Here is a 19,669-nt window from a genome sequence, read left to right as displayed (position 1 = left end):
AGAAAAATTTCTTGATCTCAGAACAATTTTTCATGAACTAATTGAAAATAAAAAAGAAATAACCATTTTAGCTATAGGGTTTTTAGTGTGTTTTGAGTAAGGACTTTAGCCCAGCAGCTTTGTTTTCAATTTCTTCCCATTCTTGTTCAGGATCTGAATCTCTCACAATCCCCGCGCCTGAATAGAGCGAAATTTGTCTATTATCAATTTGAGCACAACGCAGCGAAACCGCAAATTCACTTCGATTCAAGCTGACAAAACCTCCCGTTCCCGCATACCATCCTCGAGAAAACGGTTCATGCTGAGCTAAAAACTCACGTGCCACTGAGCGAGGTAAACCACAGACCGCAGCCGTTGGTTGTAAACGTTGTAAACAGTCGCTATCCGAAGGCGTTAATAATGTCGCCGCGATAGAGCGATACAAGTGCTGGATTTTTCGAAGGCGGATAACTTTTGCAGATGAAACGTCAATACCTGTAACTGCACCTTGTAGCTGTTGGCAAATATCATCAACCACCACCAAATTTTCATGTTGGTTTTTACTGTCTTCCATTAACCACTTAGCATTTTCAGCCGCAATCACATCATCAGTATGATTTGCGACGGTTCCGGCTAATGCTTCTGAGTTAAGTTGAGTTCCTTGGCGCAAATAAAGGCGTTCTGGCGTCGATGACATAAACCCTGAGTGAGCACTAAAGGCCATCATGAAATGGTAACAATGATGATTGACCTTTTGGCTGGCGGATAAAAATTCAGCGACAGTAATAGGCTGGGTTAACGATAATATCGTTTCCCTCGCCATCACGACTTTTTCCATTTTACCTGCGCGCATATCTTGGATAGCGCCAGTTAATCGCTCACACCATTCATCATGATCGGGGATATGTTGCTGCCCAATAATCTCAGTTGATAGTATAGACAACGTATTCGATGTTGATTTCAGCTGCTGTAAAAATGCCATTGCATGCGGTATGTCTTCAGCACCGTCGATGTTTAATGTCACCGTAACGGCGGAACGTAAACGAAATATTTCTAAGCGAGGTAAAAAATAGAATGCGGATTCCCGTTTAAGCGCATCGCTAATCCCTTCACCCACTGCGTTCCAACCATTCAAACCCCATAATCGCATATCTGGCATTTCTGCATGTTCAGCGATAAATTGTTCGGCATCAGTGATGGAATTAAACGATTTTACCGTACCCAAAGCACTGCACTCTTCGGAACCGGTACGATGATACCAATAGAACTGAGGATAGCTATCTTGGGCTGATAACCATGCTAACCCTGGGAATACCTCTTTCGTGTCCATTTGCCACACTAAACGGGTATATTCGTGAGGATTAAGTACTAATGTCGACAAATGATTCAGAATTTCAGTTAATAATTTATCAATTTTTGTTTTTGTCACTTTAGATTCCCACTGCTACATCACAACGACATCGATTTACTTATAATTATTATATATCGCAATGTAATTTATTAACACATTCATTATTAATGACATAATCCGTTCAAAAAACAGCCGCAAAGAGAGCGAAAGTGGTACTTTGCAAGTCATTTAAGACCACAAAAATTATTGATTATCAAAATGTTAAGTAAGCTTTTTTCTCGCTATCTCACTTTAAATGAAAATCTCAGAAACAGATAGAAAATATAAAATAGCAATAATTTATATTATAAATTATTTTTATTCTTATCTTTTTTTAGAGGATAGACTTTCTATTTCAGTACTTTTAATTTGAATATAGAAATCTATTTTTTTACATGATTCGCATTTTTACCTGTCTGAATAACGGTAACTAGATTAATTGTTAAATATTAAAAACTACAACCAAGGAGTTATTTTTTAGCGAGGATTTTCATTTTTTAATATCAACGTAAGCTCTACGTTTCTAGTAGGTTATGAACTATAAACTTGAAAGAGTAAATCCTCCTGATCATGACCATTAAAAACTCATTATGATTAGAAAATTACAACTATTAACAATGAAATATTCAAAAAACAAATCGTCATATAAGTGAAAAGATAATTAGTTTTCTAATTTTATCATTCTATCTTCATTCAATTAATTGGAAATCCACAATGAATACTCAGTTTAATTATGACAGAATCATTGAAAAGGAAAGTATTGGTGACGCAACTCTTGCATTATTAACCAATCAAGATTCTCTATCCGCAAGATCAGCGGGTATATTCACCCTTGAAGACCTCATCAGTATTCATCGGCATGTTCAATTCGCATTGGCACTTCCGGTAAAAGACAGTGACATCTTAAAATGGTTTGGTATTAATGATGAAAATAGCGCATCACTTCCTGCAATTGAACTAATGGATATCATCATTGATATTCGCAAGCATGCTAATTCCTGGAATAATGTCGAATTGAAAGTTAAAGAACAATCCATCGATTTATCGCTAACAAGTCGAAATATCATGCAAACTGGCGGTCAAGTTCTTGAATATATTAATCACATGCCGATTATTAAAAAAATTTCTGATACCTTAGAGGATTTATCTGAAGAAAGTTTAAGTCAGATTACTTATCAAAATGATGACCAACAAATTGCCACTGAACTTTTAAGTATTTTACATTTAATTAAAGGAGATATAAAACAACAGTCAATTAAAACCATTCATATTAAAAATACAGTCTCTGATTTTCGCGCCTATATTACTGGTGGATATCTTTCAGACTATACCCATGTAGAATCATTACTTTTCACTTTAAAAGGACTATATCAACAATTAGAATCTAAAGAGGATCCAAGTAATAATGAGTCATTCTTAAAAGAATTGATTACTTTTAAGAAAAATGAACTGCACCAACTCGAGCAAGAATATAGCCACTTTATCAAACTCTGCTTTACAGGACTTGCAGGCGGCATTATAGGTTTAATCATCACAGGCAGTATTTTTGGTTCAAAAGCAGAAAATATTCGTCATCGAAAAAATATGCTGATTAAAGAGATTGAAGAAATAAACCATAAATTGCATCAAGAGCAGTTATTACAAAAAACCATTTTCGATATCCAAATTAATTTACAGAAAATTGATGGCTTATTTAAAGATGCTCGTCTCGCAATTGACCATTTAGATTATATGTGGCTGGTGATCCTCACAGAAATCAAACAATCTATTGATATATTTGCAAGGATAAATAATGCAGAAAAACTGATCCAATTTATCACGCAATTCAAACGTATCATCATGTCTTGGTCCGCTATTCAAGACTATTCAATTCATTTGATTAAGCTATTTGACGAGCTACAAATCAGTGAAAAAAATTCACAATAAAAGGCGTTAATATGCATGATAATCTTGATTTACCTATGTTACCCTCCATTGATATTTATCAATTAAGGTGTATTTCAAATAGTATTAGCTCTTTCAATAAAAATATTCTCAATTATGATTATATCATCTATGGTCGAATTCAAAAAATTGCTGCTAAAGTTGAAAGGCTTAATGAACTCATTCGCAATTCAGTCCCTATTCTGAAAATAAAACTAAATTACATTATAAAGAATGATGCCTATGAGTTACTTACATTAGAGGACAATAATGATGCCTACTCAGACATTAGACGGAAGATAGTCATGACCGGCTTTATTGATGACTTATTAGATATTAAATCAGAGTTGGAAAAGCTTATTGCAAAAACCCGCTATGCTCTAGAATCACTACTAGTATTCCATTTAAATGAACCTAATAAATTGAAACATTCTCAATATCTGAAACAAAAAGAATTTTTGGTCAATTCTAAAAATGGAAAACAATCAAAAATTAATGAATTAAACAATCATCTTTCGATTATTCTTGCAGCAGAAGAGATTATCTTAAAGCATAGAATTACAGACTTCTTCGATAAGTATTTTCAGGGTAAAGAGTTAATTGATTCTATTGATATTCAACCCAATAAAAAAGATATTTTAAAAGCCGCTATTAGTTATATACGCAACCTGCTCACTATGGTTGATGATGGTCTTGAGTTTTCCCAACTTGTGGATGTCAGAATCTATGTTAGTGACCAAATTATTGAAGCACGTGAAGAAATCAATACGATTGATAATAATATATTTCGGATCTCCCAAATCATAAGCTATGCCAATGATATTAGCCAAATTGAGAGCCACAAACAAACCATTATCACACAGACTGGCGCTTTAAAATCCTATTGGGAATCTTGGTGTGGTTTTATGAGTGAAAAGATATCTGAAGAGTGTCTAAATCTTGAACATATTAAAACCATGAGTCAAATGTTCATGACCTATTTAAATGACATTGAATACCAATATCAACGGCAATTACCGGATTAAAAAAAGCCCCGTTACTGTAAAGTAACGGGGCTTTTACTTGAAGCAGATAAGAACTTAGTTCACTGCCGCCATTGTTAATGTTGCAATATTAATAATCGGTTGTGGCCACAGACCAAACACAATCACCGCAATTGCACACACAGCAGCAAACACTGTGCCTAATGTCATTTTTTCTGGACCAGTATAACGATCTGCATGCTCTGCATCACGGCTATATAAGCTCGCCATAAAGCGCAGATAGTAGAATAACCCTAATGCACTACCTACCACGATAGCACCCGTTAACCACCACAGTTCCGCATAAACCACAGAAAGAATCGCGTAGAACTTACCGATGAATCCGAGTGTGATTGGAATACCCGCCAGAGATAACAGCATTACCGTCATGACCAACGCTAATACCGGCTTATGCCAGAATAAACCACGGAACGCACTAAAATCATCTTGGTCATCACCACAGTATGGGCTTGAAATCACGCTGACCACACCAAATGCCCCCAAACTTGCCAGTAAGTAGCTCACCAGATAGATAGCAATAGTGACTTGTGCTAATTGTGCATCAACACGCATTGCCACTAATGTCACCAATAGGTAACCCATATGTGCGATAGATGAATAACCGAGTAAACGTTTTGCGCTCTTCTGAGTTAGTGCTAATAAGTTACCAAACAGAATCGAAGCGACTGCAATCACACCGACAACCACTAATAATGTGTCGGTTTGCGCCAGTCCATCTGTATGGGCGATTGGTGCTTCTAAGAAGATACGAACCAATACGGCAAAAATAGCAATTTTACTGCCCGTTGCTAAGAAAGCCGCAACCGGTGCTGGCGCACCTTGATAAACATCAGGTGTCCATAATTGGAATGGGAACAGCGATAATTTAAAGCCAAAGCCCACAATCATCATTCCTAAACCAACTAAAATCAGCGGAGCATGAACACTGCTATTCGCTAAACTTTGACCGACGACGCTAAAGCTTAAGCTGCCTGATTCTGCGTATAACAAAGCGATACCGAACAGCAGGAATGAAGAGGCTGCTGCGGATAACACCATGTACTTGATACCCGCTTCTAAAGTGCGACTACGTTCGAAGGTATAAGCCACTAAACCGAACAGTGGGATAGAGATCAATTCAATACCGATAAACATCGACGCCATATGGTTCGACATCCCCAGTAACACTCCACCGGTTACTGCAATGGTCAGTAATAAGTAAAACTCTTCTTTGTTATCATTAAAACCGTCTAACCAATGATAAGCAAAGATAGCCGTACCCATACCCGCGATCAGAACCAATCCTGAGTAGAACAGTGCAAAACCATCAACTAACAGCAGTGAAGTCACTGCTCTTGGTAGGAGTGTTTCTTCGCCCAGCTCTGTCGGAAAGGTATAACCGTAAACCCAAATCAGTGAAACTAGCGTTAAAAGAAAGCCAACCACTGTTATCGCGGCACTGGTTAAATGATCGCGCCGCCACGCAATTGACAGCATCACAATCACTGCAGTTAATCCAACGAGGATCAACGGCAGCATTGCTAACAATTCTAAAGGTGTTATTGTCATGGCGAATTACTACCCTTGTGTTGAAAGTGAAGCAGAATACAGGTTATGCAGTGTTTCCATCGAGCCCGCTGATGTATCCAAGATAGGCTGAGGGTAGAAACCAATGATAACCAATAAAGCCGCCAGAACCAGTAGAACACCAAACTCACGGGCGGTTAGCCCTTTCAGTTCAGTGTCTGATTTCGGCGTTCCGTAGTAAGTCTGCTGCATCATCCATAGTGCATAGATAGAGGCAAACACCACACCAAATACCATAATGCAGGTCACTAATGTGAATTGGCTGAAGCTACCGAAGAAGATCATGAATTCACCGATAAAGTTACCAGTGCCTGGCATACCTAACGTTGCTGCTGCAAAGAACAAGGATAAACCCGGTAACCATTTGATGCGCTTCCATAACCCACCCATCATGCGCATATCACGCGTTTGAGTACGCTCGTAAAGCTGACCACTGATAATAATCAGCGCTGCACCGGACAGACCGTTTGTGATCATTTGGACCACAGCGCCTTGATACGCCAGCGTTGATCCTGCGTAGATAGCCACAGTGACAAATCCCATATGAGATAAGCTACTGTACGCCGCTAAACGCTTAATATCTGTCTGTTTAAACGCTAACCATGCACCGTAGAAGATACTGATAACACCCAGTGTCATCGCCACAGGTGTAAATTGCAGTGACGCTTCTGGGAACAGAGGTAACGTAAAGCGTAATAAGCCATATGCCGCTGTTTTCAGCATGATACCGGAGATATCCACGGAACCCGCAGTTGGCGATTGTTCTTGGGTATCTGCCATCCACCCATGGAATGGCACTAATGGCATTTTGACGGCGAAAGCAATAAAGAAGCCCAGCATCAGTAAGAAGCTAGTCGTTCCAGACAGCGCGCTTTCCGTACCCAGTAACAAGTTATAGTCGAATGTCAGCTCACCGGACTCAATAAAGTGAACGATAACTAAGCCAATAATCGACACCAGCATGATTAAACCGCTGACTTGTGTATAGATAAAGAATTTTGTCGCGGCATTCACATGCTGACGGTTACCTGAACCTTTGTGTCCCCAATTCGCAATCAGGAAGTACATCGGAATCAGCATCATCTCCCAGAAGAAGAAGAATAAGAACAGGTCAACCGCAGTAAAGATCCCCATCACACCCGCAATAATCCATAGCAGGTTAAAGTGATAAGCACCTTGGTTTTCTTGCTGTTCGCTCCACGAACTGAGGATGGAGAACGCTCCCATAATGGCCGTTAATACCACCATTAGTAGAGATAACCCATCAACCGCTAGCGAGAAGTTGATACCCAGCGCAGGGATCCACTCAGTTGAGTATGTATTCTGCCACTCTGGAATACCTTGTGGGTTTACCAGCGAATAGTCCCCTTGCAGCCAAAATAGTACTGCGAGGATCAGCGTCGTTCCCATTGTCCCCAGCGCAACCCAACGAGGTGCGCGGTGACTGAATCGGTCAGCCTGCCAGCTTAGCAGGGCACCGATAAAGGGAATAAGTATTAGCCAATATAATTGCATGGCGCAATGTGTCCCTTAATTAAACCAAAAGCAGCAGAGCAAGAATCAGCACTGCACCCAGCCCCAGAGAGGCAACATACCAACGGATCTGACCGTTTTCACTCACTGCTAGCCCTTTATTTGCCCAACGTGAAAGATGTGCAGGGATATTCATCAGTGAGTTAATCGGATCGCTTTCGAGCAACCATGCGATACCTTTGAATGGTTTCACAAAGATAACGTCATACAGCCAGTCGAAGCCCCATGCGTGATACCACCACGTAGAGAAGAAACGACCAATCGCTGTCTTAGCAATCGCATCAACGATAGAACGTCTAAACAGGTAGAGGAACGTCGCAATCAACAGACCAGCGATAGCAAAACCACCCGAGATAGCTTCGATAAACAGTTTACCGTCTCCAGCTTCCATTGGTTTTGCAGGGAAAACGCCCTCTAATGGCTGATGGATCATCGCACCCACAAAGGTCGCGAGGATAGCCAAAATAGCCAGTGGTACGGTGTGAGTGATGCCTTTAACTTTATGCGCTTTGATTTTTGCTTCACCATGAAACACGATGAAAATCATACGGAAGGTATAAATAGCGGTCATCAGAGCACCGATGATACCTGCCCATAACAGCACAGTTTGTCCATCCACTTTCGCGCCCCACAAGATGGCATCTTTACTGTAGAAACCAGAGGTAAACAGCGGCAACGCTGCCAATGCACTACCACCGATTAACATTACAATATAAACGAATGGAATTTGCTTACGCAGCCCACCCATCTTGAAGATGTTTTGCTCGTGGTGACACGCGATGATCACCGAACCTGCGGACAGGAACAGTAACGCTTTGAAGAAGGCGTGTGTCATTAAGTGGAAAATTGCCGCATCCCATGCTTGAACACCCAGCGCCAAGAACATGTAACCAATCTGGCTCATGGTGGAGTAAGCAAGAACACGTTTGATATCCGTTTGTACCAGTGCAGCAAAGCCTGCAAACAGTAACGTTACTGCGCCTATGACACCCACTAAATGCAGAATGTCTGGCGTTAACAGGAATAACCCATGAGTACGTGCGATTAAGTACACACCTGCTGTTACCATGGTTGCGGCGTGGATTAATGCAGAAACCGGTGTTGGACCTGCCATTGCATCGGCTAACCATGTTTGTAATGGTAACTGAGCCGATTTACCCACAGCACCACCCAGTAACATCAGCGTTGCCCAGTTCAGCATGGATAAGCCTTCTGGTGACAGCTGAGTTGCACGTTGCGCCATTTCGCTGAAGTTTAATGTGCCCAGTTCGTTGTACAGGATAAACATGCCGATTGCCAAGAACACATCACCGATACGGGTCACGAAGAAGGCTTTCATCGCTGCTTTGCCATTTTCTGGGTTGGTGTAATAGAAACCAATCAACAGATAACTGCACAGCCCTACCCCTTCCCAACCGAGATACATCAGCATCATGTTATCGGCCAGCACTAATACCACCATGCTCGCGATAAACAGGTTAGTGTAAGTGAAGAAACGTGAGTAACCTTCCTCGCCACGCATATACCAAGAGGCATACACATGAATAAGGAAGCCCACACCCGTTACCACACCTAACATGGTCAAAGAAAGACCATCGAGGGATAAGCTAAATGGGATAGTGAAATTACCCACAGACATCCAAGTCCATAACATTTGTGGATAAACATACCCAGCTTCATGAGTTAGAAACTCAGAACCAGCATAAAATGCAACTAGAGCGGCGAGACCCACTGAGCCTGCGCCGATAATCGCGGATACATTTTCTGACCAACGACCGCGGGAAAATGCGAGAAGCACAGACCCTAACAGCGGGAACAGAATCGTTAAATAGAGTAAGTTCATTCGCGCATCTCACTGACTTTATCAATGTTCAGGTTTTGACGATGACGATGGAGTTGCAGTAACAACGCCAATCCAATACTCGCCTCCGCTGCCGCCAGAGTGATTGCCAGAATATACATAATCTGACCATCTGGTTGCCCCCAAAAACTGCCCGCGACCACAAAGGCTAATGCCGTTGCGTTCACCATGATTTCCAGTCCGATCAGCATGAAAAGCAGGTTGCGGCGAATAACGAGGCAGCTAAGTCCCATTACGAAAATAATTGCCGCTAAAATCAGACCATGTTGAAGAGGTATCATTGTTTCTCCCCCGCATTACGGCTGTTGCTGACAAGATCAGCACTGTTTTCTGAACGGTCACGACCCACATGGAATGCAACAACCAAACCTGCGAGTAACAATAACGATGCCAATTCAACCGCTAAGACGTAAGGACCAAACAAACTGATACCCACTTCTTTCGCCGTGATAATTGCACCTTCCGTTTTATCTTGGTGAGAAAGGCTAGTGATCCCGTAAACTAAAATGCCCAGTAAAACGGCAGATAGCACTGCGGGACCTATCCACGTTTTCGGTGTTAACCAAGCGCGCTCTTGCTCTTGTACAGAGCGCCCTAAGTTCAACATCATCACCACGAAAACAAACAAAACCATAATGGCGCCTGCGTAAACGATAATCTCCAACGCACCCGCGAAATACGCGCCTAGCGAGAAGAACACCATTGACAGTGCCAGCAGAGAAACCACCAGATACAGTAGCGCATGCACTGGATTGGTATTGGTTATCACCCTCAAAGTTGCTAAAACAGCAACCAGACCGGCGATATAAAAAGTAAATTCCATGAATATCGCTCCTTACGGCAACAGGTCTTTGACGTTGATTGGTTTGGCTTCGTTATCCGCTTCACCTTTATCTTTACCTGCAATCGCCATACCTGATTTACGGTAAAAGTTATAATCAGGATATTTACCCGGACCCGAAATCAGCAGGTCATTCTTTTCATAAACCAGATCCTGACGACGCCAATCTGCCATTTCAAAGTCTGGCGTTAATTGGATTGCCGTCGTTGGGCAAGCCTCTTCACACAGACCACAGAAAATACAGCGAGAGAAGTTCACGCGGAAAAATTCTGGATACCAGCGTCCATCTTCATGTTCCGCTTTTTGCAGTGAGATACATCCCACAGGGCAAGCCACCGCACATAAGTTACACGCAACACAACGCTCTTCACCGTCAGGATCGCGCGTTAGCACGATGCGTCCACGGTAACGGGGTGGCAGATAAACCGGCTCTTCTGGGTACATCTGCGTTTCCCGTTTATCGAACGCATGTAGACCCACCATCCAAATACTGCGTACTTGGGTGGCGAAACCGACCAATAACTCTTTTAATGTCATGGTTCAATCACCCCTTACTGAGCGTTGTATAAAATCACTGCTGCGGTACCCAGCAGGTTAAGCAGTGTCAACGGCAGACAAATTTTCCAACCGAAAGACATGACTTGGTCATAACGTGGACGCGGTAAAGACGCACGGATCAAGATGAACATCATCATGAAGAATGCTGTTTTAATCGCAAACCACAGGAAAGCAGGCAAGAATGGACCATGCCAACCGCCAAAGAACAGTGTCACAATCAGAGCAGACACTGTCACGATACCGATATATTCACCCACGAAGAACAGACCGAATTTCATACCGGAATATTCAACGTGATAACCGTCGGCAATTTCTTGTTCCGCTTCGGGTTGGTCAAATGGGTGACGGTGACACACCGCAACACCCGCAATCGCAAACGTAATGAAGCCAAAGAATTGTGGGATAACGTTCCACATGCCCGCTTGGGAGTTCACGATGTCAATTAAGTTGAATGAACCCGCTTGCGCGACGACACCCATCAATGACAATCCTAAGAACACTTCATAGCTGACGGTTTGAGCGGATGCACGCATCGCACCCAATAATGAGTATTTGTTGTTACTTGACCAACCTGCAAATAGCACCGCGTAAACAGCCAGACCTGCCATCATCAGGAAGAATAAAATTCCGATGTTCAGATCCGCAACATGCCAAGTCGGGCTGACTGGCACAATCGCAAATGCTAAAAACAGTGAACAAAATGCAATAACTGGCGCCAGCGTAAAGATTTTCTTATCCGCAAACTCTGGGATCCAGTCTTCTTTAAACAGCATTTTGAACATGTCGGCAATCAGCTGACCCATACCAAATGGGCCAACACGGTTAGGACCGTAACGGTTTTGGAACAAACCGAGAATACGGCGTTCGCCGAGACTCATGTATGCCCCGCAGGTCACAACAACCAGCAAGATAACAACTGATTTAAGGATGGAAATCAGGACTTCCATCACCGCCGGAGAAATCCAATCCATCATGCGCCCCTCCGCAGATTATTCACTGACACGCCAGCCATGACAGGTGCAATTCCCGGCATACCAAGAGGTAAACCGATTTGACCCACTGCAAGGTGCTGGCTGATGCGTACTGGCAGATTAAACGTTTGACCTGCATGGCTAAACTCGGCTTTTACGCCTGCATTTAAGCCCAGTGTCGCCGCATCTTGTGCATTCAACATGATATAAGGCTCTGGCATACGTTGCTGAATCACATCGGCTCGTTGTGATGTTTCATCACTGCCAAATAGATGATAGTAAGGTGCAACGACCCATTGAGATTCACCGCCTTGGTAAGCTGCTGGGATCTCAGTGAAGTAAGCCAATTTACTGTCTTTGGAATTGAATAAACGCACGCCTGGGTCACCAAATAACAGGTGTCCACCCACTTCCGCTTGGAACTTGTTCCATGCTTGTGGTGAGTTCCAGCCCGGTGCCCATGCAAATGGAATTTGCTGACGTGGTGCTTTCGGTTGGTTATTCCCTTCCATTGAGAACGCAAATGGTGAGTCGATATCTTGCGGTTGACGCGGTTCATGAACCGATTTGTCCGCCAGCATTGCCGTACGACCGCTGTAACGATGCGGTTCACGCGCCAATTTCTGTCCACGAATGCGGAAAGAGGCTTTTGGTGCGGTATCTCTGATACCTGCAAATTGCGGCAGTGCAGCCACACACTCTTCAATAACGTGATCTAATTGCGACCAATCCGCATCACGTTGCTGCGCTTCAGTTTGCAGTGAATGCATCCAACGCCAGCTTTCGTTCATCACAATGCTGTTATCGTAGTAAGTTGGGTCAAACACTTGGAAGAAACGTTGAGCACGACCTTCTTGGTTGATAAGCGTACCATCTGCTTCAGCAAAACTGGCTGCTGGCAGCACTAATGTCGCTTTATCCATAATGTCAGTGTGCTGGTGGTCTGCCACAATTAGGTGTTTCAATTTCGCTAATGCGCTATTGACGGTATCCACGGTGCTATGACGGTAAAGGTCATTTTCCATCACAATCGCAACATCGGCTTCTTTGGCTTCAATGCGAGCAAAGGCGTTTTCTAACGGCAGTGCGTTCATCATCGCCAGACCAAAGCTATTTGCATGAGATGCGACATAAGACAGACCGACGTTTGCACCTTTCGCTTTCAGCGCAAATGCCACGTTCGCTGCGGCTTTAATCATCGCATCACTAGCGCTATGGCTACCACTGATAATCAGAGGCTTTTTCGCACCTGCTAAGGCCTGAGCCACAGTTTCTACTTTCGCTTTCACATCAGCCGGTAAATCATTCACCGCTGGTGCGTCACCGTTGATCAGGTTAGCAATCGCAAAACCGAAACGCGCTTGGTCAGCCACTGGCGCACGGTAATTGTATGCCGCGACATCATCTAAACGCGTGTCATCCACGTTGGTGATAAACAGTGGATACTTGGCGTGTTGACCAATGTTTTGAATCGCTGCGATTTGCCAGTCAGCGACTTTCTGTGCCGCTGCCATTTCACGGGCTTTGCCCTTCACGGCTTGGCGAACAGACAGCGCCATACGCGCACCCGTCTGGGTTAAATCTTCACCCAGCACTAACACCGCATCATAACCTTCGATTTCACGCAGTGTTGGGGTGTAGATGCCACCATTTTGCAGGATATTTTGCATCAACGATAAGCGACGTTGCTCGTCCGCAGAAATGCCCGAATAGAAGTTTTCCGCACCAACCAGCGCACGCAGAGCATAGTTACTTTCAACGCTCGCACGCGGAGACCCGATACCAATCACTTTTTTCGCTTGATTGATAATCTGCGCACCGCTTTGCATCGCTTCAATTGCTGAAATCACTTGCTGCACGCCATCTTTAGTGAATAGTGCTTGGCGAGGACGGTCTTTGCGGTTTACATAACCATAACCAAAGCGACCGCGGTCACACAGGAAGTAATGGTTTACTGAACCGTTATAGCGGTTTTCAATACGGCGTAGTTCACCATAACGCTCACCTGGGCTGGTATTACAACCGATACTGCATTGTTGGCAGATACCCGGTGCAAATTGCATATCCCATTTACGGTTGTAGCGTTCTGAGTGAGTTTTGTCGGTGAATACCCCTGTTGGACACACTTCGACGAGGTTGCCAGAAAACTCGCTTTCCAGCGTACCGTCTTCAGTACGACCAAAATAGACATAGTTATGCGCCCCATACACACCTAAATCAGTGCCATCCGCATAATCTTTGTAATAACGAACACAGCGGTAACACGCGATACAGCGGTTCATTTCATGACTAATGAAAGGACCAAGATCTTGGTTAACGTGTGTACGCTTAGTAAAACGATACTTACGCATCGTATGACCAGTCATGACCGTCATATCTTGTAAGTGGCAGTTACCCCCTTCCTCACAGACTGGGCAGTCGTGTGGGTGGTTGGTCATTAGCCATTCAACAACACTTTCACGGAATTGTTTGGCTTCTTCATCATCGATTGAGATGTAAGTGCCTTCCGTTGCCGGTGTCATACAAGACATTACGAGGCGACCACGAGTGTCATCTGCGTTTTGATACTGCTTCACCGCACACTGGCGGCAAGCGCCAACGCTTCCCAGCGCCGGATGCCAGCAAAAATAAGGAATATCTAGCCCCAACGATAAGCAGGCTTGTAACAGGTTTTCTGACCCGTTTACGTCATATTCTTTGCCGTCTACATATATCGTAGCCATAGTCAGCATGCTTCCCAAAGGCCCGCGTTAGCAGGCGTTAAACATAAATACGTTCTTCGTTAAAAATTCGTTTAGCGGTTGCTCAATCGCTAAATGCTTACCAACGCTGCTTCAGCAGGTTTGGTTGGATCCCGGCAATCTGCACGATGTTACGCAGATCTTTTTTCGAGATACCCGCTTCGAACTCTCCACGGAAATATTTGATGGCGCTTTGTAATGGCTCAACCGCACCCGGTGCGTGTGCACAGAACGTTTTACCTGGACCTAAGAAACGGCAAAGTTGCTCAAGAGTTTCGATATCCCCTTCTTGACCTTCGCCTTTTTCCAGTGCTTGTAAAATTTTCACGCTCCATGGCAAACCATCACGGCATGGCGTACACCAACCACAGGATTCACGTGCGAAAAAGGTTTCTAAGTTACGCACTAAAGAAACCATATTGATTTCGTTATCCACTGCCATTGCCAGTGCAGTCCCTAAACGGCTGCCCGCTTTTGCAATATTTTCGAAATCCATCGGTAAATCGAGGTGATCATTGGTCAGGAAGTCAGTTCCTGCACCACCCGGTTGCCATGCTTTGAGTTTTAATCCATCGCGCATACCGCCCGCGTAGTCTTCTAAAACTTCACGCGCTGTCGTACCAAATGGCAATTCCCATAAACCTGGATTTTTCACACGACCTGAGAAGCCCATCAGCTTAGTGCCTGCATCTTTACTCTTACCAGCACTTAAATTGATATACCACTGGTCACCGTGCTCTAAAATCGCAGGAACGTTACAGATGGTTTCCACGTTATTCACGCAAGTCGGTTTACCCCAAGCCCCAGAACTCGCAGGGAATGGTGGTTTAGAGCGTGGGTTTGCGCGGCGACCTTCTAATGAGTTAATCAGTGCGGTTTCTTCACCACAGATATAACGACCTGCGCCCGTGTGCACAAACAGCTCAAAATCAAAACCTGAACCAAGAATATTTTTACCTAACAGACCCGCTGCTTTTGCTTCTTCGATGGCGCGACGTAAATTTCTTGCCGCTTCCACATATTCACCACGTAGGAAGATGTAACCGCGATATGCTTTAAGTGCATATGCGCCAGTAATCATCCCTTCAACTAAAAGGTGAGGAAGTTGCTCCATCAGTAGGCGGTCTTTATAGGTGCCCGGCTCCATTTCATCCGCATTACATAAGAAATAACGCAGTTTCATGTTTTCGTCTTTTGGCATCAGGCTCCATTTCAGACCCGTTGAGAATCCCGCACCACCGCGTCCTTTCAGACCCGCGTCTTTAACGAGATTAACAACTTCATCCGGTGCCATGCCTTTAAGTGCACGCTCAAGACCTTTGTATCCGTTTTTACTGCGATACTCATCTAACCAGACTGGCTGCGCGTCATCACGCAGGCGCCAAGTTAGTGGATGAGTTTCTGCAGTTCGGATCACTGGATTAACAGAATTTGTCATGGATACTGCTCCAGTAGCTTTTGAATATTTTCAGGCTGGACGTAACTGTGGGTATCCTCATCGATCATCATCGTAGGCCCTTTGTCACAATTGCCTAAGCAACAGGTTGGTAGCAGCGTAAAGCGACCATCAGCCGTTGTTTGTCCTGGGCGAATATTCAGCTGTTTAATAATTTCAGCTTCTAAGCCTTGGTAGCCGGTAATATGGCAAACAACGCTGTCGCAATAACGAATAATATGGCGACCAACAGGTTGGCGGAAAATTTGGCTATAGAATGTCGCAACCCCCTCAACATCACTTGCAGGGATACCTAAAACATCAGCGATAGCGTGAATTGCGCCATCTTCAACCCAGCCACGGTTCTTTTGCACAATTTTCAGCGCTTCAATCGACGCTGCGCGTGCATCTTCGTAGTGATGTTTTTCGCCTTCAATTTCCGCACGTTCGTGTTCAGTTAACACAAAACCGTGGTTCACTTGCGGTTCAAAGACATTCACAACGTCTAATTGCTCGTGTTTATTTTGTTCATTATGCATGGTTAGCGATCCACATCCGACATTACAAAATCAATACTACCCAGATAGACAATCAAGTCAGACACCAAGCTACCTCGAATAACCGCCGGAATTTGCTGTAAGTGCTCATAGCTCGGGGTACGAATTCGTGTACGATAACTCATGGTGCTACCGTCACTGGTCAAGTAGTAGCTGTTGATCCCTTTGGTTGCTTCAACCATCTGGAATGATTCGTTCGCTGGCATCACCGGCCCCCACGACACTTGTAAGAAGTGGTTAATCAGGGTTTCGATATGCTGCAATGTACGCTCTTTTGGTGGCGGCGTAGTCAGTGGGTGATCCGCTTTAAATGGACCTTCTGGCATATTCTTCAAGCACTGCTCAAGAATACGGATACTTTGGCGCATCTCTTCCACTTTGATCATCACGCGGTCATAGCAGTCACCGTTGTGAGCGATTGGGATGTCAAATTCAAAGTTTTCGTAGCCAGAATATGGACGCCATTTACGCACGTCGAAATCTACACCTGTTGCACGTAAACCTGCCCCTGTGACGCCCCACGCTAACGCTTCTTCTTTGGTATAAGACGCTACGCCAACAGAACGACCTTTCAGGATGGAGTTTTTCAATGCAGAGGTAACATAAGATTCTAGGCGCTTCGGTAACCAATCGAGTAATTCGCGCAGCAGTTTGTCCCAGCCACGAGGTAAATCATGAGCCACACCGCCAATACGGAACCATGCTGGATGCATACGGAAGCCCGTGATAGCTTCAATCACGTTGTACACTTTTTGTCTATCGGTAAACGCGAAGAAAACTGGCGTCATCGCACCAACGTCTTGGATATACGTACTGATATATAGCAGATGGCTATTGATACGGAAAAGTTCTGACATCATGACACGGATAGTTTTTACGCGATCCGGTACTTCAATACCTGCCAGTTTTTCAACCGCTAAAATATAAGGCATCTCATTGACACAACCGCCAAGATATTCGATACGGTCTGTGTAAGGAATGTAGCTATGCCATGATTGGCGTTCACCCATTTTTTCTGCGCCGCGATGGTGATACCCAATATCTGGCACGCAGTTAATAATTTCTTCACCATCGAGTTGCAGAACAATACGGAATGCACCGTGGGAAGATGGGTGGTTTGGACCCAAGTTAAGGAACATGAAATCTTCGTTTTCATTTCCTCGAGACATGCCCCACTCTTCTGGTTTGAAAGTCAATGCTTCCATTTCCAGATCTTGTTTCTGCTTAGTTAGCACAAACGGGTCGAATTCAGTGGCACGCGCTGGGTAATCTTTACGCAGTGGATGACCTTCCCAGCTTGGTGACATTAGAAGGCGGCGCAGATTCGGGTGACCTTGGAAGGTAATACCGAACATGTCCCAAACTTCACGTTCATGCCAGTTAGCATTAGGGAAAAGAGAAACCACGGACGGCACGTTTAAGTCATTCTCGTTAAGAGCCACTTTCAACATGATATCGCGATTTCGGTCAATAGATATGATGTGGTAGAACACACTAAAATCTGCTTCAGGCAGACCTTGGCGATGGATACGCTGGCGTTCATCGACTCCGTGTAGGTCGAATAACATCACATACGGTTTAGGCAGTTTCTTTAAGAAATCTACAATTTCCAGTAATTGTTCACGGCGCACCCAAATCACTGGCATGCCAGTACGGGTCGCTTGAACAGAAAAGGCATCCGGGCCAAATTGATTGCGCAGTTCCAGAAGCACAGGATCATTAATGTGATCCTGTGTCTGCCATTCTGGCTGGTTACGACTCGCTTGCGCTATCTGATCTGTCATCATTCTTCACCATAACGCTTGATCAGGTTTATTATTTCGCAACAACATTGCTCTGTTACGCTGTATGGCTAAAAGCCTTAAATTTCGTCTGGGGTACGCAGGTTAGTCACTGCGATACGTTCACCGTGTTTTCTTTCTCTTTCTGACTGCATGTTCGCACGATAAACACCCTGATCACCGACAACCCATGAAAGTGGGCGACGTTCTTTGCCGATGGATTCTTGTAACAGAAGGAGAGCCTGCATATAGGCTTCAGGGCGTGGTGGGCAGCCTGGAATGTACACATCCACGGGAATAAATTTGTCGACGCCTTGCACTACAGAGTAGATGTCATACATCCCACCCGAGTTTGCACATGAACCCATGGAGATAACCCATTTTGGTTCAAGCATTTGGTCATATAGGCGCTGAATAACGGGAGCCATTTTAGTAAAACAGGTTCCCGCAACAACCATGAAGTCGGCTTGACGAGGAGAAGCACGTAGTACTTCCGCACCAAAGCGGGCTACGTCATGAACAGCCGTGAACGACGTCACCATTTCTACATAGCAACATGAAAGACCAAAGTTGTATGGCCACAGGGAGTTCTTACGACCCCAGTTCACTACATCATGAAGTGCATGGGATAATTTCCCCATATACACACTGTTTTCAACTTGCTGCTCAAGAGGATCAGTAACGATTTCTTGAGTTTGCAGTGGGTAACGGTCGTTCTCACCGTTCGGATCTATGCGGGTGAGCGTATAATCCATTGTATATTGCCTCGCTTTTTACTGCGGATGACGATTGCTGATTTTAATAACTTCACTAGGACCTTTAACTGCGCGACGTGAACGGATTGGAGTCCAATCCAATGCACCAACGCGGACCAGATAAAATAATCCCGCCAACAATACCAAGATAAAAATAGCGGCTTCGATGAAACCGACCCAACCCGCTTCGCGGATGGAGACAGACCATGCAAATAAGAACATAGCCTCCACATCGAAGATCACGAAAAACATCGCGACCAAGTAGAACTTGGCTGACATACGAAGACGAGCACTACCGACTGAATCAATACCTGACTCATAGGGAACGTGTTTTGTTCTGGCTTTGGCGCGGCTACCCAAGAAATGACCAGCGGTCAACATGAAAGCGCAAAGACCAATAGCGCCGAGAAGGAATATAGCAAAGCCCCAGTTATGGGCTAACTCTAGGATTGATGTAGACATACTCGTTGCTTACTCATTACTTATGATGCGTAACTGCTCTTTTTAACAACATGGCAGTGTTGCAGCACAATTGCCCAGTTAATCGAGAAGAAAGACCAATATGATCCCCAAACTGCAAGATCACCAAACTAAAATCAGTCTAACGACTGCCGTTTGGTTCGTCCTCTCCCACTACATTTTATTTTGCTCAAATGAACAAAATAACCCGTACTTATTACAAAAAATTCACACACAAAAAACATCAGCGAAACAAAAAGTACTCATTATCTGCTA

Annotated in this window: 16 protein-coding genes; 2 read left to right on the top strand and 14 right to left on the bottom strand. The window is 44.2% G+C overall.

Annotation, left to right across the window (positions count from 1 at the left end):
- Window positions 1-82: 82 nt before the first annotated feature.
- A complete protein-coding gene (locus tag PROVALCAL_RS15645; RefSeq protein WP_006660298.1) occupies window positions 83-1,408 on the bottom strand; it encodes an isochorismate synthase in 1,326 nt (441 codons plus the stop codon).
- A 675-nt stretch (window positions 1,409-2,083) separates the two neighbouring features.
- On the opposite strand from PROVALCAL_RS15645, the gene PROVALCAL_RS15640 reads away from it, so the two are divergent.
- Complete coding sequence (locus tag PROVALCAL_RS15640; RefSeq protein WP_006660297.1) at window positions 2,084-3,295, top strand: alpha-xenorhabdolysin family binary toxin subunit A; 1,212 nt, start codon at window positions 2,084-2,086, stop codon at window positions 3,293-3,295.
- An 11-nt stretch (window positions 3,296-3,306) separates the two neighbouring features.
- Window positions 3,307-4,317, top strand: a complete 1,011-nt coding sequence (locus PROVALCAL_RS15635; RefSeq protein ID WP_006660296.1) for an alpha-xenorhabdolysin family binary toxin subunit B — start codon at window positions 3,307-3,309, stop codon at window positions 4,315-4,317.
- 54 nt (window positions 4,318-4,371) lie between these two features.
- Here the strand turns inward: PROVALCAL_RS15635 and nuoN are convergent, their stop codons facing one another.
- The 13 genes from nuoN to PROVALCAL_RS15570 all read right to left on the bottom strand — a co-directional run bounded on the left by nuoN (window position 4,372) and on the right by PROVALCAL_RS15570 (window position 19,396).
- Window positions 4,372-5,883 carry an NADH-quinone oxidoreductase subunit NuoN gene (nuoN, locus tag PROVALCAL_RS15630; RefSeq protein ID WP_006660295.1) on the bottom strand — a complete coding sequence of 504 codons (1,512 nt, stop codon included), beginning with the start codon at window positions 5,881-5,883 and terminating at the stop codon, window positions 4,372-4,374.
- Between the two features lie 9 nt (window positions 5,884-5,892).
- A complete protein-coding gene (nuoM, locus tag PROVALCAL_RS15625; RefSeq protein ID WP_006660294.1) occupies window positions 5,893-7,416 on the bottom strand; it encodes an NADH-quinone oxidoreductase subunit M in 1,524 nt (507 codons plus the stop codon).
- Window positions 7,417-7,435: 19 nt separating this feature from the next.
- Window positions 7,436-9,277, bottom strand: a complete 1,842-nt coding sequence (nuoL, locus tag PROVALCAL_RS15620; RefSeq protein WP_006660293.1) for an NADH-quinone oxidoreductase subunit L — start codon at window positions 9,275-9,277, stop codon at window positions 7,436-7,438.
- A complete protein-coding gene (gene nuoK, locus PROVALCAL_RS15615; RefSeq protein ID WP_006660292.1) occupies window positions 9,274-9,576 on the bottom strand; it encodes an NADH-quinone oxidoreductase subunit NuoK in 303 nt (100 codons plus the stop codon). The genes nuoL and nuoK overlap by 4 nt, the downstream gene beginning before the upstream one ends.
- Window positions 9,573-10,118 (bottom strand): NADH-quinone oxidoreductase subunit J, encoded by a 546-nt coding sequence (gene nuoJ / locus PROVALCAL_RS15610; RefSeq protein WP_006660291.1) that lies wholly within the window; start codon window positions 10,116-10,118, stop codon window positions 9,573-9,575. Before nuoJ ends, nuoK begins: the two co-directional genes overlap by 4 nt.
- A gap of 12 nt (window positions 10,119-10,130) precedes the next feature.
- The gene (gene nuoI / locus PROVALCAL_RS15605; protein WP_004259834.1) at window positions 10,131-10,673 is read right to left on the bottom strand and encodes an NADH-quinone oxidoreductase subunit NuoI; all 543 of its coding nucleotides are present in this window, start codon (window positions 10,671-10,673) and stop codon (window positions 10,131-10,133) included.
- A gap of 14 nt (window positions 10,674-10,687) precedes the next feature.
- A complete protein-coding gene (gene nuoH / locus PROVALCAL_RS15600) occupies window positions 10,688-11,665 on the bottom strand; it encodes an NADH-quinone oxidoreductase subunit NuoH (RefSeq protein ID WP_006661367.1) in 978 nt (325 codons plus the stop codon).
- Window positions 11,665-14,397, bottom strand: coding sequence for an NADH-quinone oxidoreductase subunit NuoG (gene nuoG / locus PROVALCAL_RS15595; protein ID WP_006660289.1), 2,733 nt, complete (start codon window positions 14,395-14,397; stop codon window positions 11,665-11,667). Before nuoG ends, nuoH begins: the two co-directional genes overlap by 1 nt.
- An 88-nt stretch (window positions 14,398-14,485) precedes the next feature.
- Window positions 14,486-15,844, bottom strand: a complete 1,359-nt coding sequence (gene nuoF / locus PROVALCAL_RS15590; protein ID WP_006660288.1) for an NADH-quinone oxidoreductase subunit NuoF — start codon at window positions 15,842-15,844, stop codon at window positions 14,486-14,488.
- Window positions 15,841-16,380, bottom strand: coding sequence for an NADH-quinone oxidoreductase subunit NuoE (gene nuoE / locus PROVALCAL_RS15585; protein WP_006660287.1), 540 nt, complete (start codon window positions 16,378-16,380; stop codon window positions 15,841-15,843). The genes nuoF and nuoE overlap by 4 nt, the downstream gene beginning before the upstream one ends.
- A 2-nt stretch (window positions 16,381-16,382) precedes the next feature.
- On the bottom strand, window positions 16,383-18,185 hold the full coding sequence (gene nuoC, locus PROVALCAL_RS15580; protein ID WP_006660286.1) for an NADH-quinone oxidoreductase subunit C/D: 1,803 nt from the start codon (window positions 18,183-18,185) through the stop codon (window positions 16,383-16,385).
- Window positions 18,186-18,259: 74 nt separating this feature from the next.
- Window positions 18,260-18,934, bottom strand: coding sequence for a NuoB/complex I 20 kDa subunit family protein (locus PROVALCAL_RS15575; RefSeq protein WP_004912254.1), 675 nt, complete (start codon window positions 18,932-18,934; stop codon window positions 18,260-18,262).
- Window positions 18,935-18,952: 18 nt separating this feature from the next.
- Window positions 18,953-19,396, bottom strand: a complete 444-nt coding sequence (locus tag PROVALCAL_RS15570; protein ID WP_006660285.1) for an NADH-quinone oxidoreductase subunit A — start codon at window positions 19,394-19,396, stop codon at window positions 18,953-18,955.
- Window positions 19,397-19,669 lie beyond the last annotated feature (273 nt).

It is taken from the genome of Providencia alcalifaciens DSM 30120, from assembly GCF_000173415.1.
GTDB lineage: Bacteria > Pseudomonadota > Gammaproteobacteria > Enterobacterales > Enterobacteriaceae > Providencia > Providencia alcalifaciens.
Note: the sequence above shows the minus strand (reverse complement) of the source record. Positions and strands in the feature narration are given on the sequence as shown.